At 66.5% G+C, this 23,933-nt stretch carries 22 protein-coding genes and 1 tRNA gene; 15 read left to right on the top strand and 8 right to left on the bottom strand.

The window, feature by feature from the left end:
- Positions 1-31 precede the first annotated feature (31 nt).
- The 3 genes from MJ603_RS13425 (at position 32) to MJ603_RS13415 (ending at position 1,860) form a co-directional block, all read left to right on the top strand.
- Positions 32-871, top strand: a complete 840-nt coding sequence (locus MJ603_RS13425) for a sugar phosphate isomerase/epimerase (protein WP_243064219.1) — start codon at positions 32-34, stop codon at positions 869-871.
- A 68-nt stretch (positions 872-939) separates the two neighbouring features.
- Positions 940-1,134: a hypothetical protein gene (locus tag MJ603_RS13420; protein ID WP_243064218.1), complete on the top strand. Its 195-nt coding sequence runs from the start codon at positions 940-942 to the stop codon at positions 1,132-1,134.
- Positions 1,135-1,230: 96 nt separating this feature from the next.
- Positions 1,231-1,860, top strand: coding sequence for a hypothetical protein (locus MJ603_RS13415; protein ID WP_243064217.1), 630 nt, complete (start codon positions 1,231-1,233; stop codon positions 1,858-1,860).
- 9 nt (positions 1,861-1,869) lie between these two features.
- Here MJ603_RS13415 and MJ603_RS13410 read toward each other — a convergent pair whose 3' ends face one another.
- Together MJ603_RS13410 and MJ603_RS13405 are read right to left on the bottom strand one after the other, a co-directional pair.
- Entirely contained in the window at positions 1,870-3,393 is a 1,524-nt protein-coding gene (locus MJ603_RS13410) for an ATP-dependent DNA ligase (RefSeq protein WP_243064216.1), read from the bottom strand.
- 48 nt (positions 3,394-3,441) lie between these two features.
- Positions 3,442-4,818, bottom strand: a complete 1,377-nt coding sequence (locus MJ603_RS13405) for a glucose-6-phosphate dehydrogenase (RefSeq protein WP_243064215.1) — start codon at positions 4,816-4,818, stop codon at positions 3,442-3,444.
- Between the two features lie 30 nt (positions 4,819-4,848).
- Here MJ603_RS13405 and MJ603_RS13400 point away from each other — a divergent pair, with 30 nt between their 5' ends.
- Positions 4,849-6,681 (top strand): glycoside hydrolase family 15 protein, encoded by a 1,833-nt coding sequence (locus MJ603_RS13400; RefSeq protein WP_243064214.1) that lies wholly within the window; start codon positions 4,849-4,851, stop codon positions 6,679-6,681.
- A 45-nt stretch (positions 6,682-6,726) separates the two neighbouring features.
- Entirely contained in the window at positions 6,727-7,455 is a 729-nt protein-coding gene (locus MJ603_RS13395) for a VIT1/CCC1 transporter family protein (RefSeq protein ID WP_243064213.1), read from the top strand.
- Between the two features lie 108 nt (positions 7,456-7,563).
- Here MJ603_RS13395 and MJ603_RS13390 read toward each other — a convergent pair whose 3' ends face one another.
- On the bottom strand, positions 7,564-8,658 hold the full coding sequence (locus MJ603_RS13390; protein ID WP_243064212.1) for a chitinase: 1,095 nt from the start codon (positions 8,656-8,658) through the stop codon (positions 7,564-7,566).
- A gap of 333 nt (positions 8,659-8,991) precedes the next feature.
- On the opposite strand from MJ603_RS13390, the gene MJ603_RS13385 reads away from it, so the two are divergent.
- Positions 8,992-9,067: transfer RNA gene (locus MJ603_RS13385), tRNA-Lys, on the top strand.
- 18 nt (positions 9,068-9,085) lie between these two features.
- Here MJ603_RS13385 and MJ603_RS13380 read toward each other — a convergent pair.
- Positions 9,086-9,490 (bottom strand): VOC family protein, encoded by a 405-nt coding sequence (locus MJ603_RS13380; protein WP_243064211.1) that lies wholly within the window; start codon positions 9,488-9,490, stop codon positions 9,086-9,088.
- Positions 9,491-9,677: 187 nt separating this feature from the next.
- Between MJ603_RS13380 and MJ603_RS13375 the strand changes: the two genes are divergently transcribed.
- From MJ603_RS13375 to MJ603_RS13365, 3 genes are all read left to right on the top strand, one after another.
- The gene (locus MJ603_RS13375) at positions 9,678-10,796 is read left to right on the top strand and encodes an acyl-CoA desaturase (RefSeq protein ID WP_243064210.1); all 1,119 of its coding nucleotides are present in this window, start codon (positions 9,678-9,680) and stop codon (positions 10,794-10,796) included.
- A gap of 420 nt (positions 10,797-11,216) precedes the next feature.
- The gene (locus MJ603_RS13370; protein WP_243064291.1) at positions 11,217-11,420 is read left to right on the top strand and encodes a cold-shock protein; all 204 of its coding nucleotides are present in this window, start codon (positions 11,217-11,219) and stop codon (positions 11,418-11,420) included.
- A 117-nt stretch (positions 11,421-11,537) separates the two neighbouring features.
- Positions 11,538-12,335 carry an inositol monophosphatase family protein gene (locus MJ603_RS13365; protein ID WP_243064209.1) on the top strand — a complete coding sequence of 266 codons (798 nt, stop codon included), beginning with the start codon at positions 11,538-11,540 and terminating at the stop codon, positions 12,333-12,335.
- A 65-nt stretch (positions 12,336-12,400) separates the two neighbouring features.
- Here the strand turns inward: MJ603_RS13365 and MJ603_RS13360 are convergent, their stop codons facing one another.
- A complete protein-coding gene (locus MJ603_RS13360) occupies positions 12,401-14,746 on the bottom strand; it encodes an arylsulfatase (RefSeq protein WP_243064208.1) in 2,346 nt (781 codons plus the stop codon).
- Between the two features lie 201 nt (positions 14,747-14,947).
- Here MJ603_RS13360 and MJ603_RS13355 point away from each other — a divergent pair, with 201 nt between their 5' ends.
- Positions 14,948-15,619 carry a GAP family protein gene (locus MJ603_RS13355; protein ID WP_243064207.1) on the top strand — a complete coding sequence of 224 codons (672 nt, stop codon included), beginning with the start codon at positions 14,948-14,950 and terminating at the stop codon, positions 15,617-15,619.
- 45 nt (positions 15,620-15,664) lie between these two features.
- On the opposite strand, the gene MJ603_RS13350 is transcribed toward MJ603_RS13355, so the two are convergent.
- Positions 15,665-15,865, bottom strand: coding sequence for a hypothetical protein (locus MJ603_RS13350; RefSeq protein ID WP_243064206.1), 201 nt, complete (start codon positions 15,863-15,865; stop codon positions 15,665-15,667).
- Positions 15,866-15,978: 113 nt separating this feature from the next.
- A complete protein-coding gene (locus MJ603_RS13345; RefSeq protein ID WP_243064205.1) occupies positions 15,979-18,552 on the bottom strand; it encodes a LuxR C-terminal-related transcriptional regulator in 2,574 nt (857 codons plus the stop codon).
- Between the two features lie 192 nt (positions 18,553-18,744).
- Between MJ603_RS13345 and MJ603_RS13340 the strand changes: the two genes are divergently transcribed.
- From MJ603_RS13340 to MJ603_RS18790, 4 genes are all read left to right on the top strand, one after another.
- Positions 18,745-19,131 carry an SHOCT domain-containing protein gene (locus MJ603_RS13340; protein WP_243064204.1) on the top strand — a complete coding sequence of 129 codons (387 nt, stop codon included), beginning with the start codon at positions 18,745-18,747 and terminating at the stop codon, positions 19,129-19,131.
- 14 nt (positions 19,132-19,145) lie between these two features.
- The gene (locus MJ603_RS13335; RefSeq protein ID WP_243064203.1) at positions 19,146-19,523 is read left to right on the top strand and encodes a PLDc N-terminal domain-containing protein; all 378 of its coding nucleotides are present in this window, start codon (positions 19,146-19,148) and stop codon (positions 19,521-19,523) included.
- A gap of 151 nt (positions 19,524-19,674) precedes the next feature.
- Positions 19,675-20,955 carry an Nramp family divalent metal transporter gene (locus MJ603_RS13330; RefSeq protein ID WP_243064202.1) on the top strand — a complete coding sequence of 427 codons (1,281 nt, stop codon included), beginning with the start codon at positions 19,675-19,677 and terminating at the stop codon, positions 20,953-20,955.
- Positions 20,956-20,970: 15 nt separating this feature from the next.
- The gene (locus MJ603_RS18790) at positions 20,971-21,357 is read left to right on the top strand and encodes a TraR/DksA family transcriptional regulator (protein ID WP_243064201.1); all 387 of its coding nucleotides are present in this window, start codon (positions 20,971-20,973) and stop codon (positions 21,355-21,357) included.
- Positions 21,358-21,375: 18 nt separating this feature from the next.
- Here the strand turns inward: MJ603_RS18790 and MJ603_RS13320 are convergent, their stop codons facing one another.
- Complete coding sequence (locus MJ603_RS13320) at positions 21,376-22,824, bottom strand: NAD(P)/FAD-dependent oxidoreductase (protein ID WP_243064200.1); 1,449 nt, start codon at positions 22,822-22,824, stop codon at positions 21,376-21,378.
- Positions 22,825-22,966: 142 nt separating this feature from the next.
- Here MJ603_RS13320 and MJ603_RS13315 point away from each other — a divergent pair, with 142 nt between their 5' ends.
- Positions 22,967-23,854 (top strand): aminoglycoside phosphotransferase family protein, encoded by an 888-nt coding sequence (locus MJ603_RS13315; RefSeq protein WP_279239298.1) that lies wholly within the window; start codon positions 22,967-22,969, stop codon positions 23,852-23,854.
- Positions 23,855-23,933: the final 79 nt, after the last annotated feature.

The raw sequence follows: 23,933 nt of genomic DNA, 5'->3' as shown, positions 1-23,933 counted from the left end.
AGTTCACGCCCGACACATAGCGTCATCACCGATGATCGCGACCGGAATGAGCACAGCGTGCGCATACCCGCACGGTGCCGAGCAGGCGTTCGCACTCGCCTCCCGCCTGGGTTTCGACGGCATCGAGGTGATGGTCACCCGTGACCGCCTGACGCAAGACGCCGAGGTCTTGAACTCACTCTCGAAGCGCTACGGAATGCCGGTTCTCTCGATCCACGCTCCGGTGCTGGTCTTCACGCAGTTCGTCTGGGGCCTCGATCCCGTCGTCAAACTCGAGCGATCGGCCGCGCTCGCGAAGGCGGTCGGCGCTCCAACGGTCGTGGTGCATCCGCCGTTCAGGTGGCAACGGCGATACGCGTCGGACTTCACGACGGCCGTGCGCGAGATCAGCAATGCCTCTGGCGTCGATCTCGCCGTGGAGAACATGTTCCCGTTGAACGTCGCCGGCCTTCGTCGCACGGTCTATGCACCGGGCTGGGATCCGGTGACCATCGATTGCGACTCCGCGACCCTCGACTTCTCGCACGCGGCCCTCGCCGGCCAGAACAGTCTCGAGATCGCCCGGCGACTCGGCGACCGGCTGCGCCATCTTCACCTCTGCGACGGATCGAAGTCGGTCTACGAGGGCGGAGTATTCGACGAGCATCTGCCACCCGGTGACGGTGAGCAGCCGGTGGCAGAGGTTTTGGAATACCTCGCCGGGCGGGACTGGCACGGGAGCATCGTCGCCGAGGTGTCGCCGCACGGAAGGAGTGACGACGAGCGCACCGAACGGCTGATGCGCACCCTGCGCTTCGCGCGAACGGCTCTTCGCGTGGGCCGCGACGCCCGGCAGACTGCCGAGCACGCCGCCCTCGGCGTCGTCGGTTGATCTTCCTGCCCTCGGCCGTCCACGCGCTCTTCGGTGTGTAGCGTTGAGGCTGATCAAGGGGGCCATTGATGCGCAAGTACCTGCTGAACTGGGGCGTCGTGACCACGACGCTCGGGGTGATCTCGGTGATCCAGACCACCAGGAGCGCGCCGCGGGACTGGCGCGTGCTGCTCGCCTGGGCGAGTTGGGCTCTCTCACTGGCCGTCGTGATCACGAGCGTGCACGACCGCTCGAAGGACCTTCAAACCGACCAAGCCCTTTGATGCTCCTGTGAGGGCGGCGTGTCCCCCTGGGCGGCGGGCACGTATCGGCGACACTGTGATCGCGCGGTTCGCCGCCCGTAATGAAGGAGTTCCACCATGTTCGGTCGTCGGAGGCATGCCGCAGCGCCGGCTGCCCCCAGCGCGGTGCTCACCCAGGCCCCCGCTCCCCTCCCCCGTCTTGCAGAAGAGCAGATCTTCGAGCTCGTGCACACGCGGATCGCCGCGGCGATCGGCGAAGGAGGCGAATGGGTCGTCAGCAGGCGCACAACCGACGACACCGACGACATCTTCCGCGGTGTGCTCGCGCACCAGGTCGCGATCGATGTGACGGCAGCACTGCGCAGTGCCCAGTCTCAGCTCGAGGCCGGCGAGCCGATCACCGTGTCGACGCACACCGGCGCCATACCGATCGTGACCGGAGCAGCCGTCGCCGTTCCCTCGCTCGCGGAGACGGCCGACACGCTCGTGCCGATCGACGGCGTCGTCCCGGCAGCGGATGTCGCGGAGCATCCGGCATCCGAGTCCCCCGTTGTGCAGCTGGAATCGGACGAGCACTCGCCATCTCACCGACACGACGAGCCTGCGATCGACGACGAGGCCGAACTCGACGAAGACGCGGTCGCCCTTCAATGGGAGCCCGCGCCGATCACGGTGTGGACCGATCTCAAGCGGCCCGTCACCGGAGTCATCGCGCTTGAACACCTGGAAAGCGACCTCGTCGCCTAGAGACACGCCTTAGGAACGCAGCGTGCTCCTGAGGGTCTGGATCGTGTCGGCCTGCTCAGGAGGCTTGTCTTCCCGGTAGCGCTTCACTCTGGCGAAACGCAAGGCGATGCCGCCTGGATACCTCGGCGAAGCCTGCACCCCGTCGATCGCCACCTCGACGACGGTGACCGGCGCCACCCAGACGGTGCCCGCCGTGCGGCGCACCTCGATCTGCTGAAATCGCTCGGTCTGCCACGTCAGAATCTCGTCGGTGAGGCCCTTGAACGTCTTGCCCACCATCACGAATCCGCCGGGCTCACCGAAGTCGCCGGCCACGTCGAGCGCGCCGAGGTGCAGGTTCGAGAGCCAGCCCCGCCTGCGCCCGGAGCCCCACTCGCATGCCAGCACGACGAGGTCGTAGGTGTGCACGGGTTTCACCTTGATCCAACTGGATCCCCGTCTGCCAGCGGCGTATGGCGAATCGATGGCCTTGACCACGACGCCCTCGTGTCCCTTGGCGATGGCCTCGTCAGAGAGTCGCTCTGCTGCACCTGCGTCATCCGTGACGATCCCCGGGATCGCAAGATGCGGCGCGATGTGCTCGAGCTGCGCCCGACGCTCGCGCAGCGGTTCGTCGAGCAGATCTCGGCCGTCGACATGCAGAACGTCGAAGAACCACGGGCTCAGCACGGTCTCGCGGGCGGCATCCGCTCCGAACCGCGACATCGTCTCCTGGAACGGCCTCGGTGCGCCGTCCTCTCCGAGCGTCAGCGTCTCACCGTCGAGGATGACGTCGCGAACCGGCAGAGCGCGAACCTGGTCGACGACCTCGGGAAGGCGGCTGGTGACTTCCGCAAGGCTGCGGGTGAAGACCCGTACATCGTCGCCGCTGCGATGCACCTGGATGCGTGCCCCGTCGAGCTTGTACTCCACCGAAGCCTCACCGGTCGTGGCGAGTGCTTCGGCCACGCTCGGCGCCGACGCCGCCAACATCGGCGTCACCGGCCGACCGACGACGAGACCGACGCTCGCAAGCTCCGTCTCCGTGCCGGTCAGTGCGAGAACTGCAGTGGCGCCGAGATCTCCCGAGAGCATCGCCGCACGACGCACCGCTTCCGCAGGCCGTGCTGCCGCCTTCGCGATCGCGTCGGTCACAACGCCCTCCAGCGCCCCTGTGCGCACCTCGCCGAGGAGCACGCGCACGAGCAACGCCTGCTCCCGCGCGGTCGCAGCGCTCATCGCCTTCTCGAGCGCCGCGGTGCGGGCTTTGGCCGAGCCTTCACCGGAGGTTGCGGCGAGGCCGGCGAACAGGGCGTCCACATCACCGATCGTCAAGGTCGCGACGTCTGCCGGCTCGACATGGAGCGAGGCGAGTCCTCGCCATCCGATCCCCAGGCGTCCCTGCCGCGGTTTGCCGACGAGCAACCCGATCGCGGTCACGATCTCGTCGGCAGGGAGCCTCACCAGAAACCCGGCGATGGCATCCACTTTGGCCAGGCGCGACCGCGTTGCGGTCACAGCATCGACCGTGGACACCAGCTCCGTCAGCAGCACGCGTTCAGTCTCTCCCAGGCGTGCGACACGGTGGCGATGGAAGCTCCGCTACGGGATCACCGGCCAGGTGTCGGGACCCTCCGACCCCGCCACGTAGTCGTCGATGGGCACATCGTCCTTGCGCCATGCTGCGACGACCGGGTCGACGATGCGCCAGCACTCTTCTGCGGTGTCGCCCCGCACCGAGAGCGAAGGATCGCCGTCGAGCAGATCGGCGAGCACCTCGCCATAGGCGAGCAGAGCCCCGGGTCCGAATTCCACTTCGAGCTTCGCTCTGGAGAGGAACTTCGGGTCCCCTGGGCCGTTGGTGTTCAACTCCAGCGTCATCTCGTCCGGTCCGAGGCGAAGGCGCAGCCGCGTGGGGTGCGCCACGCCACGCAGGCCCGCCGGCACGTGCTGCGCGTCGCGGAACGTCAAGATGATCTCGTGCCGCGGCACTCCGATCGCCTTTCCGGATCGCAGCGTGAACGGAACGCCCGCCCAGCGCCAGTTGTCGATCGCGAACGTGATCTGCGCGAGCGTCTCCGTCTTCAGCTCGGGATCGACTCCCTTTTCGTCCACGTAGGACGGAAGGATCGTTCGTCCGATCTTGCCCTTCGTGTACCGGCCGCGGTGGCTCGAGGCCACCGGGTCGTCATCCCACACGTGTGTGGCGCGCAGCAGGATCTCCTTGGCATCGCGCAGGTCGTCGGCATCGAGCGTGGCCGGCGCCTCCATCGCGGTGACGGCGAGCACCTGGAGCAGGTGGCTCTGCAACATGTCGACGAGCGCTCCTGCGTGATCGTAGTAGCCGGCACGACCCACCAGGCCGAGCGTCTCGTCGTAGACGATGTCGACCCTCGAGATGTGCTGCGAACCCCACAGCGGCTCGAAGATGCGGTTGGCGAATCGCAGGCCGAACAGGTTCTGCACGGTCGAGTTGCCGAGAAAGTGGTCGATGCGGTGCACCTGGTTCTCGGGCACCAGCGTCGCGATCCTGCGGTTCAAGGCCGCCGCGCTCCTGCGATCCGTGCCGAACGGCTTCTCGAGCGCCAGACGGGTCTCCTTCGGCAGATCGACCTCGGCGAGCGCCGCGCACGTGATCTTCGTGACGGCCGGCGGAAGAGCGAAGTACAACGCGGGCGTGCCCTCGGCGCGTGCGAGCAGCGCCTTCAGGTCGGCTGGCACCGTGACATCCATGGACACGTACTCGGTGGATGCCAGGAGGGCATCCACCGCCGGCCCCTCGGCCTTCGATGCGGCGAACGAGGTTCGCACGACGTGCCGCCAGTGCGCCTTCGTCCAATCCTGCGACCCGGCGCCGATCAGAGTGACGCGACGGGCGGGATCCTTCGTGAGCACCTGACCGAGCGCGGGAAGGAGCAACCGCGATGTGAGGTCTCCGCTTGCACCGAGGATGATCAGAGTCTGCACGGCCTGGGTCATGTCGTTCACGCTACCTGCGAGGATGACGGAATGGCGTTGGCGATCGAAGATTATGCCCTGATCAGCGACTGTCGAACGGGTGCGCTCGTCGGCAAGGACGGCAGCATCGACTGGCTCTGCCTCCCCCGCTACGATTCGGCGTCCGTGTTCGGCGCGTTGCTCGGCACGAAGGATCAGGGCCGGTGGCTTCTGGCACCCGCCGATCCGAGCGCGACCGCTGAGCGCCACTATCGCGGCGACTCCTTCGTACTGGTCACCACGTGGACGACGTCGACGGGCGTGGTCGAGGTGACGGATGCCATGCCTCGCGGCGACGGTCACGCGACCGTCGTGCGGCGCATCCAGGGCATCTCCGGCGAAGTCGAGATGCGCGTCGAGTTGCGCATGCGCTTCAGCTACGCGACGGCGGTGCCGTGGGTGCAGCAGCTCCACGACTCCGAGAACACGCTGCAGGCAGTGGCGGGCCCCGACGCCCTCGTCATTCGCGGCATCGAACTGACGGCGACCGATCACGTGCACAAGGCGACCTTCCCCGTGCGAGAAGGAGAAGTGATCGACCACACGTTGGCGTGGTACCCCTCGCACGAGGAGGCGCCCGACCCCATCGACATGCCCAAGGCGATTGCTTCGACGGTGAAACTGTGGGACGAGTGGTCGTCGACGTTCACGCATCGCGGCGCCTATTCGGACGAGGTGCTTCGTTCGCTCCTCGTCTTACGCGCGCTCACGCACGAGGACACCGGGGGCATCGCCGCCGCCGCCACGACCTCGCTTCCGGAGAGCTTCGGCGGAACACGCAACTGGGACTATCGCTACGTGTGGTTGCGTGATGCGTCTCAGACGCTCAGTGCGCTGCTCGCTCACGGCTATCAAGAGGAGGTCGATCACTGGAGAATGTGGCTGCTGCGATCGCTCGCCGGCGACCCGAGCGACGTGCAGATCATGTACGGGCTCGCCGGTGAGCGATTCCTCCCCGAGTACGAGCTCGACTCCTTTTCCGGCTACCACGGCGCCAAGCCCGTACGAATCGGCAACAGCGCAGCCAAACAGTTCCAGGCAGACGTGATCGGTGAGGTGATGATCGCCCTTCACGACGCCCGGCTCGTCGGCATCAAGGAAGGCGGCTTCTCCTGGTCGCTGCAGCGCGCCCTGATGGGACGCCTCGACGTGGTCGGCCGCAAACCCGACCAGGGCATCTGGGAGATCCGGGGGCCGGCTCGCAGCTTCACCCACTCCCGCGTGATGGTGTGGGCCGCCTACGATCGCGCCATCCACGGCGTCGAGGAGTTCGGCCTCGAGGGACCTGTCGAAGCGTGGCGGGAACGGCGTTCGGAACTGCGCCGCGAGATCGAAAAGCACGGCTACGACCCGCGCCGCAATACGTTCACGCAGCATTTCGAGACGGCCGAAGTGGATGCCTCGCTCCTGCAGCTCTCCCAGGTGGGCTTCGTGGCACCGGATGACCCACGCATGCTCGGCACGGTGCAGGCCATCGAGGAAGACCTGATGGACCACGGCTTTCTGCTGCGCTACCGATCGAGTCAGGAGCTCGACGGGCTGCCGGCAGGCGAGCATCCGTTCCTCGCGTGCTCGTTCTGGCTGGTCGAGCAGTACGCGCGCTCCGGCCGCATCGACGCGGCGAACGAGCTGATGCAGAAGCTGTGCGCGGTGGCGAACGACGTCGGGTTGCTGAGCGAGGAGTATTCGTCGGCATCCGGTCGTCAGGCCGGCAATACGCCCCAAGCGCTGTCGCACCTCGCGTTGGTGCGGGCAGCGGACGCCATCGCCAGCGCCGAAGGATATGGCGAGGCGGTCGTGGGCGGCGGATCCCCGTCCAGACGCCTCGGCGAGTCCGACCGGTAGCGATGTCGACCGGTGCGCGTCGACGCGTACCCGTAGGCTGTCGTGGTGCCCGATTCGACCTCGCAGCCCTATCGAGACCCGCACGAGTACGACCACCGCCACTCGGATGTCTCCGGCGGCTGGTTGCGAGCGGCGGTCTTCGGCGCGATGGACGGCCTCGTCACCAACATCGCCCTGATCGCGGGAATCGGTGCTGCAGGGGCACCCCGCGGCACGATCATCCTGACCGGTGTCGCAGGCCTCGTGGCCGGAGCGTTCTCGATGGCGCTCGGCGAATACACGTCGGTCACGACCCAGAACGAGCAGGTCGACAAGGAAGCCGCAGTCGAGCGCGGTGCGCTCGATCGCAACCCCGTCGGCGAGATGCGGGAGCTCTCCGGCATGTTCCAGGAGATGGGCATGACGGCCGAGACCGCCACGAAGGCGGCATCGGAGGTGCACGGCAACCCGGACCGCGCCCTGCGGGTGCACGTCACGCAGGAACTGGGCGTCGACCCTGATTCGAAACCGTCGCCGTGGATCGCCGCCGTCTCGTCGTTCGTGATGTTCTCGATCGGCGCCGTGGTTCCGCTGCTGTCGTTCCTCTTCGGCTCGGCGGAACTCTGGCTCGGACTCGCGATCGGCGGGCTCGGCCTGATGATCGCCGGCTCGTTCGCCGCCTACTTCACGGGGCGCGCGTGGTGGAGGGGCGCGCTACGCCAGCTGCTCTTCGGCGCCATCGCCGTCGCCGCCACGTATCTCGTCGGGCACTTGCTCGGGGTCAACGCCGCCTGATACACGGCTGACCCGCGACCGGGCGCAACTAGCGCCCGTTCCGAACGTCCACGCCGCCGCAGCGGTCGCACGTGTCCGGAACGGGCACGAGTCGTTGTCGGCAGTGCGTCAGAACCAGGAGTTGAACGCGGCGTACGCCTTGCTGAAACCCCAGGTCGGCTGCACGACGCCCGAGCAGGAGTTCGCACCCTTGGTTCCCGGGCATCCGCCGTTGTCGCGCTGAAGAGCCCAGAAGCTCATCGTCTGCACGCCGTGCGACGACGCCCACGCCACAAGCGGTGCTGCTTGTTCGAGCGGGAAGGTCTCCTCGATGCCGTAGTCGTCGATGCCGTTCATCTGGATGATGCCGACGGTGCTCCACAACGTCCGAGCGGATGCACGCGGCAGGATCGTCTGCTTCAGCTGCGTCGTGAGGGCGGTCGCTGCGGACTCCGCATCGGTCAGCATGTTGTGCGTCGCGCCGTCCCAATAGTCGAACGTCATGATGTTGACGTCGGCGATCTTCGCGCCGAACGTGGCGGCAGACTGCAGAACGGCGGTCCCGCTGGGTGCCAGCCCCTGGGGCGTCGATGGCAGCGTGTACGAGAACGACACCGGCCAGTGTTCGGCCTTGCCCCACCGCTCGACCTCGGCGATCGCCTGGTTCCGACGGTCGATTCCCGCCTGGTTCGTGATCGAGTCCGCCTCGACGTCCAGGTCGATACGCTGCACTTTGTAGGCGGCGAAGACGTTCTCGAACGCGAGCGCGATCTGGTGCACATCCGTGCAGCTGTCGGCGATGTCGGTGTTCGTGGTGTCGGCGGAATAGCCGCCGAACGACGGGATGACGTCACCTCCTCGTGCGCGGATGCGGTCGATCTGCGCGCCGTAGACATCCGGGTTCGCGGGCGTCGCCGTGTTCCCTGCCCAGTACGGGGTGCACGATCCCGGCGCCTCCGTCTGCAGGAACGCGAGCGTGAGGTACTTCGAGCCGGACTGCTGTGAGAGATCCGCGAGATCACCAACGCTCGTGACGTCGACGTACGGCGCCGCGATGTGCGCCCGAAGTGGAAGTCCCGGCAGCACGACGGTGTGCGAATGCGGAGTCGGCAACCAGGGGTTCGGCCCGGTGGAGCCGGTGGCGGATGCTGGTCCCGCGACGGCGAGGACGGCCGCCGCCGCGACGGCGACCCCCGTCACCGCCAGAAGCGCTGTTCGTTTCATTGACTGCTCCCTTGTATGAACGCGTCACGAAGACGCACGGATGGCTTCGGCGGCCGGCAGGTTAGTTAGTGTTCCTAACAAACGTTCCGCCATAGAGCCTACCGAGAGCGCTGTCACCCGTACAAGGGTCGCCGGGGTCGTGGGCGTCAGCCGGGGAGCTGCCGGACGAACTCGTCGATCGTCGTCATCGTCGCCTGCTTCGGGAAGACCTTCTGACGGCATCGCCTGCACCGCCGCCTGCAGCGAGCGGGCTCCCCTTCCGATTCGACCCGAAGCCGACCTGGATGCTATTGTTGTGCTTCGGTTCGGCACTCCACGTGAATGTCGCGCTACGCACCTCTAGCTCAATCGGCAGAGCAACTGACTCTTAATCAGTGGGTTCAGGGTTCAAGTCCCTGGGGGTGCACCACTCAGGTCTTCTGCTCCTTCACCCCTCGTCCAGTCGCGCTTCTGCGATGGTCGGTTCGAACAACTCGATCGGGTTGCCCGACGGGTCCTCGACAAGGATCTGCCGCCCGCCGACGCCGTCCACGATGTCGTTCCTGAAGTTGGTTCCGGACTCGCGCAGGACCTCAACGAGATCGTCGAGATCGGTGACCTCGATGGCGAATCGATTCCATCCTCCTGGCGCAGGCATCCTTCCGTCCGGCATGGCCTGTCCGCCACCGCCTACGGCACCGGGAGAACTGAGCACCAGCCGCAGATCTCCTCGCACGAGCATCGCAAAGCCGGGTGCAGGATGCATGACCTCGCTGAATCCGAGCCGATGACAGTAGAAGTCGATCGAATCGTCCACATCGTTCACGATGTACCGCACGCTGACCGTTGCCACGACGCCTCCTCGAGTCGAGCGGTGGAACCCTTGCCGATTGTCGCACCGTCCCGACTCGCGCCGAGCCGCTGACAGGCGTTTGCCGGTTTCGAACGACCCCCTGCGGTTACTGTGAGACGAGCGATCGGCGGTTTGCCTTTGGCGCACAACCGGCTCTCGGGTCGCAGATCAGACGGGGGCACCGTCTATGTCATTCACCTCCACCACGACTCTGCTCGAGGGCCGGCTGGGTGCGATCAGGGCGACGACGCCGCGGATCCAGTCCCAGCCGAACGCGACGGTCTCGTATACCGAGGTCTCCCGCGAGGTCAAGGCGATCGGTCTGTTGAAGCGCACACGTGGTTTCTACTTCGGCCTCATGGCCGGGCTCGTCGTCGCGACGGCGGGTGTCGTCGCCGGAATGGTCATCATGGGGCCGAGCTGGTTCCAGCTCATCCTCGCCGGGGTGCTCGGGCTCATCCTCACCCAGTTCGCATTCGTCGCCCATGAGGCTGCGCATCGTCAGGTGCTGGCATCCGGCCCTGGAAACGACGTCATCGGCCGCCTCGTCGGAACCCTCGTGATCGGCATGAGCTATGCCTGGTGGATGAACAAGCACAGCAGGCACCACGCCAACCCGAACCAGATCGACAAAGACCCCGACATCGCGATCGACACCATCTCGTTCACCGAGGAGGATGCCGCCGCACAGCGCGGCCTGCAGGCATGGGTCACCCGACGCCAGGGCTACCTGTTCTTCCCGCTGCTCACGCTCGAAGGCATCAACCTGCACTACACATCGTTCCGGATGCTGTGGAGCAAGGCCCCGGTCAAGCACCGCAAGACCGAGATCACGCTGATCGCAGCGCGCTTCGCGCTCTACCTCGGTGCGCTGTTCTGGCTGCTGCCGCCCGGCATGGCCGCAGCGTTCCTCGGTGTGCAACTCGCCGTGTTCGGCGTGTACATGGGGGCGTCATTCGCCCCGAACCACAAGGGAATGCCGATCGTGCCCGCCGAGGTCAAGCTCGACTTCTTCAGCAAGCAGGTGCGCACGTCACGCAACGTCACAGGAGGATGGTGGGCGACCGCGCTTTTCGGCGGCCTGAACCACCAGATCGAGCACCACCTGTTCCCGAGCATGCCGAGGCCCCACCTGTCGAAAGCGCGCCGAATCGTGCGAGCGCATTGCGAAGACACAGGTGTGCCGTACACTGAGGCGACGCTGGTGCAGTCTTATGCCATCGTCATCGCCTATCTCAACAAAGTCGGCCTGCAGGCGCGAGATCCCTTCGCCTGTCCGGTCGTCGCCCAGTACCGGCGGGCGTAGCCCGCTACACTTCATGAACCGCACGAGCCAGAGCCGGCTCTCCACGCGGCCCGACGAAACGAATAATCGATCTACTTCCCCGCATCACCCGCTCCCACCGTCGACTGGCGACGGGCAGCAGAAGACGTTCACGTGGCGACGGTCTCAGGCGAGTTCGCCGGATTCGTCGTGTTACACGATGACCACTACGAACTGCGCGACCAGCACTCCGTCACAATCGGATGCTTCACCGCGCTCGACACGGCGCAACTCGCGCTGACGACATCCTCAGCCCTGTCCCCCGGCGAGTTGCTCGCTCTCGACGGACTCACTCACACTTCGGCGCAGCATTCTCCGCGCCGTCAACGTCCGCGACGACACAGTCGTTGCGGCGACCATGGCCGTACACACGGCCCGAAAAAACGAAGGAAAGATGACACTATGCCCACCGGCACCGTGAAATGGTTCAACTCTGAAAAAGGCTTCGGCTTTATCGCGCCCGACGACGGTTCTGCCGACGTCTTCGCACACTTCTCTGCAATCGCGGGGAACGGCTACCGCAACCTCGATGAGGGACAGAAGGTCGAATACGACCTCGAGCAGGGCCAGAAGGGCCCTCAGGCTGCCAACATTCGGGCGCTCTGACGCGTACCGCCGCTGACGCAGGCGGCCGGCCAGCGCGAGGATTCTCCTCGCGTCGCGGTCGGTCGCCTGCGTCTTCGCGCGTCTGCCGTGCAGACACGCGCTGGATAGGCTGATCGTGTGACGCACGACGCAGCCGACCTCGAACTAGCTCTCCGCCTCGCCGATGCCGCAGACGCCATCTCGGGCGCACGGTTTCGCGCCAACGATCTTCACATCAGCACCAAGCCCGACCGCTCGCACGTGACGGATGCCGACCAGTCGGTCGAACGGGCGATCCGCGAACTGATCGCCGCCGAACGGCCCGACGACGCGATTCTGGGCGAGGAGTATGGCGTTGACGACGCCACAGACCTCACGACGGCGGATCGACTCTGGATCATCGATCCGATCGACGGCACTCACAGCTACGAGCGCGGCCTGCCGATGTGGGGCACGCTGATCGCACTCGTCATCGCCGGCGAGCCCGTCGTGGGCGTCGCGAGCTCGCCTGCTCTCGGCAAGCGCTGGTGGGCATCCAACGACAACGGGGCGTGGATGAGCGAAGCGGGTGGCGAGCCGACGCCGTTGCGCGTGTCGGGCATCCGCACGCTGGCCGATGCCGCCGTCAGCTTCCAGAGCATCGCCCAGTGGGACGCCTCCGGCCACCTCGACCACCTCGTCAGACTGTCGCGCACGGTGTGGCGCGATCGTGCCTACGGCGATGTCTGGGCGTACACGCTGCTCGCAGAGGGTCTCATCGAGGCTGTCGCCGAGTTCCAGCTGCATCCGTACGACATCGCCGCTCTCATCCCCATCGTGCAGGAGGCGGGCGGCCGTCTGACTGCGGCAGACGGCGGATCCGCCCTGTGGGACGGCAGCGCCGTCGCGACCAACGGCGCCGTCCACGACGAACTTCTGTCGCTCCTGAAGGGCTGAGACGACGAACGCCGCCCCATCGGTGAACCGTGATGGGGCGGCGTTCGCGTCGTGCAGCGGCTATCTCAATCGCGAGACATGGCCGCCGCGAGGTGCGACTCGACGTCGACGTACGCGTCGTCGGCGATGTCGAAGACGACCTTCTTGATCTCCCCTCCGGAGTAATCGAAGCGCGATCCGCGATAGGCGGCCGCGACCGAATCGGCGCTGTCGTAGCCGATGCACAGTCCCTCGCCGCACAGCGAGAAGTGGCCTAGCACCGTGCGGATGTCCTGCTCCGCAACGGGCTCGTCGTCGATGTAGAGCCTCAGCGGGCCGGTCGACTCGCGGTTCGGCCCCACACCGGTCTTCGTGAACTCGACGCCGAAGATGTGCTTGCCTGGTGCGGGCACCGGGGCGGAGACATCGATCTCCGGCGGGATGCCGAGGAAGTTGTACGAGTACGTCACCTGGCCGTCCTTGACGAACAGTGCATGACCCCCGAAGCGCGATCCGTGCGCGAAGATGACGCCCTGGGTGTCACTGGTCGTCTCCACCTCGGCCAGCACCTTGTACGAGACACCGTGCACGTTGGCCGCCGACCGTTCGGGAACCTCCGTCGTGTCCGGGTAGTACGTGTACTGCCCGGTCGGCGGAACTGGAACCTTGAACTCCATGGTGAGAAAGGTCTCGAAGTCCTTCGGGTTGCCGATGATCTGCAGATCGTTGAGGGGCAGCACGGAATTGCGCTCGGCTTCCTCGAGCCAGAGCTTTTTCAGCTCCTCGAGCTTCTCGGGGTTCCGGTCAGCAAGATCGTGTGCCTCCGACCGGTCGACATCGGTGTGGAACAACTGCCACACGTCCCTGTCGAAGCCGCCCATGCCGCTCACCGGACCGTGGACCGTCACGGCCTTCCAGCCGTCGTGCCAGACGCCACGGTTGCCGAACATCTCGTAGTACTGGGTGCGCTTCTCGGTCGGGCCGTCGGGCCCGGCGTCGAAACTGTAGGTCATCGAGACCCCGTCGAGCGGTCGCTGCGTCACGCCGTTGTACTCCTGCGGCAGTTCGAGTCCGCAGGCGTCGAGGATCGTCGCGACGATGTCGGTCGAGTGGTGATACTGATTCCGCACCTCGCCTCTGGCCTTGATACCGGCCGGCCAATGGATGACGAGCGGGTCGCAGACTCCGCCCTGATAGACGTAGCGCTTGAACATGCGGTACGGGGTCGAGAAGGCGGCCGCCCAGCCCGTCGGATAGTGGTTGTACGTGTCGGGCGACCCGAGCTTGTCGACCATGCGCAGATTCTGCTGCTCGTCATCCGGATAGCCGCCGAAGATCTTGCCCTCGTTCACGGATCCGTTCGGGCTGCCCTCACCGGATGCCCCGTTGTCGGCGCAGTAGAAGATGATCGTGTTGTCGAGCTGGCCGGATTCCTCCAGATAGTCGACGATGCGGCCGACCTGGGCATCCGTGTACTCGCTGAATCCCGCGAACACCTCGGCCATGCGGGAGAACATGCGCTTCTCTTCGTCGTTCAGTTCCGCCCACGGGCGCACCTCATCGGTCTGCGAGAACGTGCCGGCCGGCATCGGGTTCAGTTCGGTCAGGTCGGTGTCTTCGGGCAGGATGCCCTTCTCCACCATGCGCTTCAGCACCCACTCCCGGTACGCCTCGTAGCCGTCGTCGAAGACGCCTTTGTACTTGTCGATGTACTCCTGCGGAGCGTGGTGTGGAGCGTGGTTGGCACCGGGGCAGAACCACAGATACCAGGGCTTGTCGGGCTCCGTCTGCTTGGAGTCGCGAATCATCCTCAGCGCCTGGTCCGCGAGGTCCTTCGAGAGGTGGTAACCCTCCTCCGGCGTGTACGGCTGGTCGATGTAATGGTTGTCCTCGGCAAGGGACGGGTACCAGTTGTTCGTCTCGCCGCCGATGAAGCCGTAGAACCGGTCGTAGCCCTGGGCGAGCGGCCAGTTCTTCTTCGACGCCCCCGCCGTCCACTCGTCGATGGGCACGTTGTGGTTCTTGCCGACCCAGAACGTGGACCAGCCGGCATCCCTGAGGATGTTGGCCATCGGCGTGTTCTCGGGCGGTATGTGCGAGTTGTAGCCGGGGAACCCGGTCGAGGACTCGGAGATCGTCGCGAAGCCGTTCGCGTGGTGGTTACGCCCGGTGAGGAACGTCGAGCGCGTTGGTGAGCACAGCGCCGTGGTGTGCCACTGCGTGTAGGTCAGACCGTCACGCGCGAGCCGGTCCATGGTCGGCATGTTGATCCGACCGCCGTACGGCGACCACGCGGCCTGCCCGGTGTCGTCGTACAGCACGACGAGCACGTTCGGGGCACCTGCCGGCGCCTTGTCCGGTAGGAAGGCGTCCCAGTCCGCCGTCGAGTCCCTGACGTCGAGCTTGATGTCCCCTTCGAATTCGCGCGGCATGCGTACCCTCCCGTTGGCTCCGACGCTGGCGGATTCATCGAACGATGATCCACCGCCGACGCTACGTGCACCCTCGTCGATCTGCGGACGGCGGAAGTCGTTTCACCCGCTGCGGACTAGGCGATCACCCGAAACGGAGGAAGCTCGCGGGACCGCGCTGGTCTAGCCTCATGGAAGTGACATCCCCCGATCGGAGGCCGAATGGGACCGCTCATCGGATCGACACTGCCGCTGGCGATCGGTATCGCGATCAGTCCTGTGCCGCTGATCGCCGCCATCCTGATGCTGCTCTCCCCGAAGGCGAAGAGCACGGGGGTCGGATTCCTGCTCGGCTGGGTGGTCGGCATCGCAGTGGCGGTCGCAGTATTCACGCTGCTGTCGTCGATCCTGCCGGCGACGGATCCCGATGCGACGCATCCGATCGTCGGCATCATCCAACTCGTTCTGGGCGTGCTGCTCTTCTTGATCGGTGTGCGTCAGTGGCGCAGCCGCCCGAGGCCCGACGAGGAGCCGAAGCTGCCGGGGTGGATGAAGGCGATCGACACCATGACCGCGATGCGAGGGTTCGTGCTGGGCATCCTTCTCTCGGCGGTGAACCCGAAGAACCTCCTTCTCGCGGTGAGCGCAGGCCTCGCGGTCGGCTCGTCGGGAATCGTGGCCTGGCAGCAGGTCATCGCCATCGTCGTCTTCGTTCTGATCGCGGCGAGCTCGATCGTGATTCCTGTGGTGGCCTACCTGGCTGCGTCGAACGCGATGCGGGGGCCGCTCGACACCCTGCGGCAGTGGCTGGCAGCCAACAACGCGACCATCATGGCCGTGCTGATGTTCGTGCTCGGCGCCGTGGTGATCGGCAAGGGCATCGCCCAGTTCTGATCGGCGCGCACGATCCGGCGGCATGCAGCAGCCGACGTGCCCCGCTCAGGCGTCCTGTCTGACCTCGAGGATCTCGAGCCCCATGTCCGCCATCCTCGCAAGCAGGCCGTGCAACTCCGTCTGGTCGCGCAATGTGCCGATCAGGATGGTCGTCGCCGGAGCGATCTGCACCGCTTCCATCTCGGGAAAAGCAGCCGCCAGCCGGTCGGACAACGCGTAGGGAAGGCGGATCTCATATCGCTTCACGCCGCACCTCCCCGTCACGACAAGGTTCGGGCATCGCCTCTCGCGGCAGGTCACCTAGCGCGGGTGATTCGGCCACGACCGCGCGTGTCGTGCGTCGGAGGCGGCGCAGGACCTCAGATCAGACCGAGGTGTTGGGCGGTGCCGACCGCCTCGCTCCTGTCCGTGACGCCGAGCTTCTGATAGATGTTCCGCAAGTGAGTCTTGACCGTGTTGACGCTCAGCGAATGCCGTCTCGCGATCTCCGCAACTGACTGGTGCACCGGCAACTCCAGCAGAATCTCTCGCTCTTTCGGTGTCAGCGAGTCGATCATCTGCGTGGCGGAAGCGGCACCCGCGGCCTCCGGTGCACAGTCCACGATGTGCCGGGCCTGACTTTCGTGATGGCCGAGCCGTCCGAGACGCTCCGTGAGCAGCCCGACACCATCGCATGCCCGCGACAAGAAGGGGCGCACGACCCGATATCGATCGGAGACCTCGAGGGCGCGGAGGGTCAGGGCATCCGCTTCGGCGATACGACCGCCGTCTTCAGCGAAACGCGCCAGCCAGAGCCATGCGCTCACGAACGAAGCCGGGTGCCACGCGTGCCCGCCGGATGCCGCCCTCTCCAGCTGCCGCACGACCGGCTCCGTTCCGCGAACGGGTGCGCCCAGCAGAAATCGCGCGATCGAGCCCTCGACGCTGTCCGCTCCGAGGACCCCCACCACGAGCTCCACCGTCTCCCTGGCGCGTGCCCGGCCGTCGAGCATGACGCGGATGGCGATCAGGCGCGGCGCGGCGAGTGCCAAGGTGCGTGGCACATAGACGCCCGCCTCGCGCATCATCCGCTCCACCTCGTCAAGCGCACGTCGGGGGTTCTGGTCCGTGTCGAGCGAGGGAAGAAGCTCGAGCACCCGAGCTGTGACGCTCAGCTCGGGGTCGAGGCCGAGTGAATCGGATGCGGCGAGCCGCTGAAGCGTGTCGGCGTCCGTCTCGCCGCACGTGAGGTAGGCGCGAGTGGCCGCCACCAGTTCGACGCGCCTGCGCATGCGGTCGCTCGGCGTGCGAGTGAAACGGCCGGCGACGTCGACGAGCCGATCTTCGATGACCACCGCCTCGTCCCACCGGCCAAGGTCGCCGAGCACCCTGATCTCGAGTTCGCTGGCGACCAGGAGCAGCCAGTCGAGCCCGGCGCGATGGGCGGCAACGCGCACGTCGCGCAGCACCGCCTGCGCTCTGGCCGTCTCACCGATGCGCGCGAACAGCCACCCCTCGGCCGTTGCGCACAGGAGATCGAGCCCGAGACTCGATTCTCGGCGGCCGATCGCCTGGTCGTCTGACAGGGTCGACGCACCCGCGAACGATCGGCGGTCTCGCACGTCGATGAAACAGCGGAGAGCGTCGATGGTGACCGTCCACGCATCGGTCCGCTCGGGCGTCGTCGCCACCACCCGGTCTGCACGTGCAAGCAGGTGGTGAGCGCGACGCGGGTCGGCGAAGGTCGGCGCATCCAGCAGCAGGCGGAGCACAAGCACCGCAAGAGGTGCAGCGTCGTCGACCGCGAATCGAGCCAGCGCCGACGCGATCAACGTGGTGCGTCCCATCAGCGTGAGTTCGAGGCCGAGCTCCTCCAGCATGCGCGCGAGCACGCCGTCTGCGGCGTTCAGCGCTTGCTTGAGCGCCTCCACCGGCTGCTCGTGCGAGGCGAACCACTCGGCCGCGAGGGTGTGATGCGCGGCGGCATCCTCTGGGCTCAGTCTGCGCGCCTCCGCCTGCAGGAACGCAAGCAGCACGGGGTGGAATCGGAATCCGTGCGCATCCTCCTCGATCAGGGCGTTCGAGACGGCGACTTCGTGCAGCACCGTGCCGGCGTCGTCGTGCCTGCTCAGCTGAACCGCGAGATCGACCGGAACATACGCGCAGACGGCCGTCTTCGTCATCACCGACCTGGTGGGTTCGTCGAAACCCGCCAGCACTTCGGAGATGAGAAAGTCGGCGACCGCACTGTCATCGCCATTGAAGCCGTTCACCGCTGCCGATGTGTCCGCGCTGCGTGCCAGCCATGGCATGGCGAGTGCGACGGCAGTCGCCCAGCCACCCGTACGACCGGCGAGTGCGGTCGCCGCATCCTCTGAGAGGCGTACGTCGTGACGATCGGCGAGCTTCATCACCTCTCGTGCGTCGAAGGCCAGGTCGTCAGTGCGAAGCTCGATCAGACGCCCGGCCGCCTGCAGATGAGCCAGTCCAGGCACGGGCTGGTAGCGGCCCGCGACGACAAGGCGAAGGCGGCCCGAGGCATCCTCGAGAGCCTTCGTCAATGCGGATTTGGCTCGCGATGACGTGAGCAGGTGCGCGTCGTCAGCGAAGACGTACACCGTGGAGTCTTCACCGGCCGCCGCCGCGAACGCTTGCAGCGACGCGGCGCCGTGCGCCCACATCACCGTTTCGCCGCGCTCGGCGAGCACGCGCGCCCATCGCGCGATCAGGATGCTCTTGCCCGCCCCGGCGGCGGCCCACACGGTGATCGCGCCGATCGAACCGTCTGCGAGCTGCTCCAGCGGGGCATCCAGCCTGTCGCGAACAACCTCGAGTGCGGCTTCGACGGGAATCCCGGATGCCCGCGCTACGTCCCCGGATGCGCGTTGTTGCGATGCGCGCTGTTCCGGTGGGCTCAGCTGCGACTCACTCGGCGGTACCCACAACGTTGACATGCCAACTCCCCCTGCCGCATGAACAAGGCAACCCTATCGGCGTCGAAGAGCCCGACGCACGCGAAATCAGAGGATCCTTCACCCGAACTAGGTGTAGCCCACCACCCCTCCTGCCCTTAGGTTTGGTGAGATCGCAGCCTCGCGATCCAAGCAGTGCCGCGGTCTGCGGCGTACGAAGGAGGACCACCCGCCATGAGTTTCTGGGACAACTTCTGGAACATCATCTGGGTCATATTCTGGAGCTTCGCGTTCGTCGCGTACCTCTTCGCCCTGTTCTCGGTGGTCGCCGACCTGTTCCGCGACCACAAGCTGAACGGCTGGTGGAAGGCTCTGTGGATCATCTTCCTGATCTTCGTTCCGTTCCTCACCGTGCTCGTCTACCTGATCGCACGCGGACGCGGGATGGCCGAGCGCGGTGCCAAGGAGCAGAAGCAGGTGCAGCAGGCCACGAACGACTACATCAAGCAGGTCGCCGGCGCGTCTCCCGCTGATGAGATCGCCAAGGCGAAGGCGCTGCTCGATGCCGGCACGATCACCCAAGACGAGTACAACTCGCTCAAAGCCAAGATTCTGGCCTGACGGGAGCCGTTGACGTGAATTTCTGGGGTTTCTTCTGGATGTTCCTGGACATCCTCTTTTTCGTCGCCTATCTCGTCGCCGTCTTCTACATTCTGTTCGATCTGTTCTCGGACACGAAGCTGAACGGCTGGTGGAAGGCGCTCTGGATCATCTTCTTGTTCTTCGTGCCCTTCCTCACTGCTCTGGTCTACGTGGTGGTGCGTGGGCGCGGGATGGCGGAACGGACGCAACGACGTCGCGGCGTCGTGCCGGAGGACGACTCGTATCGTCCTCGGCCGTCGACCAATCCGGCCAGCGACATCGCACGAGCCAAGGATCTGCTCGAATCCGGCGCCATCTCCCAGGGCGAATTCGAGGCGATCAAGAGCAAGGCGCTCACCGGACGTTACTGACTGTTCGGGCACCCTACGGGTGGGACGGAACCGAGGTGGTTCCGTCCCACCCGTTTCACCGTGCGACGTCGCCCGCCGACGGGCGACGCACATCCGGTGTTAGCCTGATATACCTGCTGAGTTAGGCCGATCTAACTTCTGAGGTGGCCGGATGCCTGAAAGCGTGACGCGGGAGTCCGCGGCCGGAGCCGACGCCGGCATCCGTGAGCCCGCGAAGCCCGCCGAACGCCGCCTGCTCTGGCTGGTAGGGCCGGCCTTCGTTGCCGCCATCGCCTACGTCGATCCCGGCAACGTCGCCGCCAATCTCACCGCGGGCGCGCAGTTCCAGTACCTGCTCGTCTGGGTCCTCGTCGCCGCGAACGTGATGGCCGTCATCGTGCAGTATCTGTCGGCCAAGCTCGGGCTCGTGACAGGACGGAGCCTGCCGGAACTGCTCGGCGACAGGATGCCGCGCACGGGTCGCGTGCTCTACTGGGTGCAGGCCGAGGTGATCTCCGCGGCGACCGACCTCGCCGAAGTCATCGGCGGGGCCATCGCACTGCAGATCCTGTTCGGCCTGCCCCTGTTGCTGGGCGGCCTCATCGTGGGAATCGTGTCGATGGGCATCCTCGCCGTGCAGTCCAGGCGCGGGCAGCGCACGTTCGAGTTCGTGATGATGGGCCTGTTGGGTGTGATCACCATCGGCTTCGTGGCTTCGCTCGTGGTCAGCCCTGTGGACTGGGGTGCCGCGGCGGGCGGTCTCGTGCCCCGTTTCGAAGGCTCGCGTTCGGTGCTGCTGGCGGCGAGCATGCTCGGCGCGACGGTCATGCCGCACGCCGTCTATCTGCATTCGTCGTTGGCTCTCGACCGGCACGGGGCGTCCGGTGATCCAGCTCGTGTGCGCCACCTGCTGAGGGCGAACAAATGGGATGTCGTCTTCGCGCTCGCGGTCGCCGGTTCCGTCAACATCGCGATGCTGCTGCTTGCCGCGGCCAGTCTGCCAGGGGTGTCGGGCACCGACAGCATCGAGGGGGCGCATGCCGCGATCGCGCAAGCCCTCGGTCCCGCGATCGGGGTGATCTTCGGAATCGGGCTGCTGGCATCCGGCCTCGCCTCGACATCGGTCGGATGCTATGCGGGCGCGGCGGTCATGTCGGGACTTCTGCACGTGCGGGTGCCGCTGCTCGTGCGGAGGGCGATCACACTGGTGCCCGCCCTCATCGTGCTCGGAGTCGGCATCGACCCGACCTGGGCTCTCGTGATCAGCCAGGTCGTGCTGAGCGTTGGCATTCCGTTCGCCGTCATACCGCTGGTGTGGCTCACCTCTCGCCGCGGGACGATGGGCGACTTCGTGAACCGGATGCCGCTCCGCGTCGCCGGAATCGTCACCGTGGTCGCGATCGTGGCACTCAACGGCGCGCTGATCGGCCTCACGGCGACGGGGCTCGAGTAGTCGTACTATCGGCGGGTGCCATCCGTGCGAAGAAGCCTGACGGCCGCGCAGCGCAGTGAGTTCCACGATGCGCTCGGCGCGCGCCGAGATGAGATGCTGGCCAGACAAGGCCGGCTTGACGAGTCTCTAAGCGATGCTCGCGAGGCGAGATCCGGCGGCCAAGCCGACGACGAGCATGACCCTGAGGGCCCGACGATGGCAGCCACCTGGTCGCAGCTGACCGGTCTGCACGACGATCTCGACGTGGAGTTGACGGAGATCGATCACGCGCTCTCCCGCATCGAAGCGGGAACGTACGGGCTCTGCTCGAACTGTGGCAAGCCGATCGGCGTCGCCCGGCTGCGCGCCAGACCCTATGCCGAGTTGTGCATCGACTGCGCCAGGGCGCTCGAAGCGCACTGAACAGCGCGTGCGTGCCGATCAGTACGTGCCCGAATACGACAGGTCCGGTCCTTCCGTCATACCGAATTCGGTGCGCAATGCGAGACGTGCGGCATTCCACCCGCCGAGGCCGTGAACACCGGGCCCCGGCACTGTCGACGCCGAGCACAGGTAAACACCCTTCAACGGCGTGGCCCACGGGTGCGGGCCGAACGTCGGCCGCGCGATCAGCTGCCAGCCGTTCACCGCGCCCGACGCGATATCGCCGGCGACGTCGTTCGGATTGTGGGAATCCAGCTGCTGGGCGCTCCGCGACACGCTCGCGACGATGGTGTCCCTGAACCCGGGAGCGAATCGTTCGATGCGCGACACGATGGACTCCGTCGGGTCGTCCCCCGAGCCGGCGGGCACGTGCGTGTAGGCCCACAGCACGTGCCGCCCCGGGGCACGTGTCTCATCGAGGACCGTCGGCTGGGAGACGAGCACGTACGGCTGCGCCGCGTGGCTCCCCGATGCCACCGCGCGCTCGGCCGCGACCATCTCGGCGCGCGTTCCCCCCACGTGCACGGTGACAGCCTCGCGCAACTGCGTGTTGGCCCACGGCACGGGTTCGGAGAGCACCATGTCGACCTTGGCGGCCGCATTTCCGTAGCGGAATCGGCGGTAGCGGGCTGCCGAACGCATCCGCTCCCCCGCGAGTTCGACGAACGCACGCGGCGTGATGTCCAACACCGTGATGCGCGCAGGCGGCAGCTCGTCGAGACTGGAGATCCAGGTTCCGGTCTCGATGCGGCCGCCGTGAGCGACCAGGTCGCCCGCGAGGGCACCGGCGATCGCCCCGCTGCCTCCGCGGGGAATCGGCCACCCTCCGGCGTGTCCGAATGCTGCGAGTGCGAGGCCGGCCGCTGAGGAGCCGAGTGAGGGCATCCGCTGAATGGTGTGCGCGAAGACGCCGGTGAGCAGCGCCCTCGCCTCCTCACCCTCGAACGCGCCATTCCCTGCTGCTGTGGCATGTCGAAGCGCTCGGAGCCCGAAGCGCAGGAGCGTGAGCGGATGCCGTGGGATCCCCACCAGCGATGCGCCGATGGACTGGCCTAGTGCCCGACCACCGTCCCGGGTGAAGGGTGAGAACAACCGCCGCCACGCCGCGCCGTCCGCACCGAGCTCGCTCGCCGTGCGATCGAGGCCTCGGTAGGCGATCGCGGCACGGCCGCCGTCGAGCGGATGGCCGTACGAGATCTCCGGGACCAGCAGCTCGATGCGTCGCTCGAGCTCGAACCGCCGGAAGAACTCGCTCGCGAGCGCCATCGGGTGCACCGCGGAGCACACGTCGTTGATGACACCGGTTTCGATGAGCTCGGCGGAAGCAGTCCCACCGCCGACACCGTCGGCGCCCTCGAACACGGTGACGGCGAGACCGGCTCTGGCGAGCGTCACCGCCGCAGCGAGACCGTTCGGTCCTGAGCCGACGACCACGGCATCCTGCATCGAGTTCCTCCCCGGCGGGACGAATGTTCCGTCGCCTCTGTTCTAGCCGACTTCGCCCCGATGCCGCGATGCATGTGCGGTCAGCCGTCGACGGCGCGGTGCATGATCACCCGAGTCAGGGCACGCCCCTTACGTTTGTCTGATGATCACCGTGCCGCCGTCCTTTATCGGCATGCCCAGATGGTGGCGCGACGCGGCAGGCCGCGAATGGCTCGACCGTCTCCCTGAACTCGTCGATGAGGTGTGCGCTCGGTGGCGAATGAGGGTCGACGGATCACCGATGCACGGCAGCAACGCACTCGTCGTCCCTGTGCTGCGCGAGCGAGAGGCCTTCGCGCTTCGGCTCACGCCGCCCGGAGACGACGTCGCTGCAGAAGCGCACGCCTTGCGCTTCTGGGACGGACGCGGAACGGTGCGACTGTTCGACGGCGACGAGGAACGCGGCGCCATGGTCCTCGAGAGGCTCGACGGCTCACGCACGCTCGGCGCAGAGCCGATCCTGCCGGCCATCGAAGTACTCGCCGAGCTGACCCGCATGCTCGCGATTCCCGCAACCAGCGACATCCGCTCGACGAAGGACATCGCAGCTGAACTTCTCATCGCGGCCACCAGCACCGCGGCGGACACCGAAGCCTGTCCCGTCTCGGACCGAGAGCTGCGACGTGTGATCGAGTTCGCCGCACAACGAGCGGGCGCCCCCATCGCAGACACCGCGGTCGACGGGGACCTCCACTTCGAGCAGGTGCTCGCCGGCTCGCGGATGCCGTGGATCGTCGTCGATCCCGTGCTCCTTCGCGGCGACCCCGAATACGATCTCGGCCGCGTGCTGTGGAGCCGGCTCGACGAGCTGCCGGGCGATGACGACGTGATCCGGGCGTTCGACAGGTTCGTGCGCGTCGCCCAGGTGCCGACAGAACGGGCCAGGGCGTGGGTCGTCCTGCGCTCGTTCTCGTACCTCACGTGGGGAATCGAGAACGGCCTCACGGAAGATCCCGTGAGATGCCGGCGCCTGATCAGCCTCTTCTGCTGAGAAACAGCCCGAACAGCACGAGAGGCGGCCGTCTCCGGTCGCCTCTCGTCTCTGCAGTGTGTGACAGCGGACTGCGATT

Origin of the sequence: Humibacter sp. RRB41 (assembly GCF_022761015.1) — a bacterium.
Taxonomy (GTDB): domain Bacteria; phylum Actinomycetota; class Actinomycetes; order Actinomycetales; family Microbacteriaceae; genus Humibacter.
The sequence above is the reverse complement of the archived record's forward strand: the minus strand, read 5'-3'. Positions and strand labels throughout refer to the sequence as shown.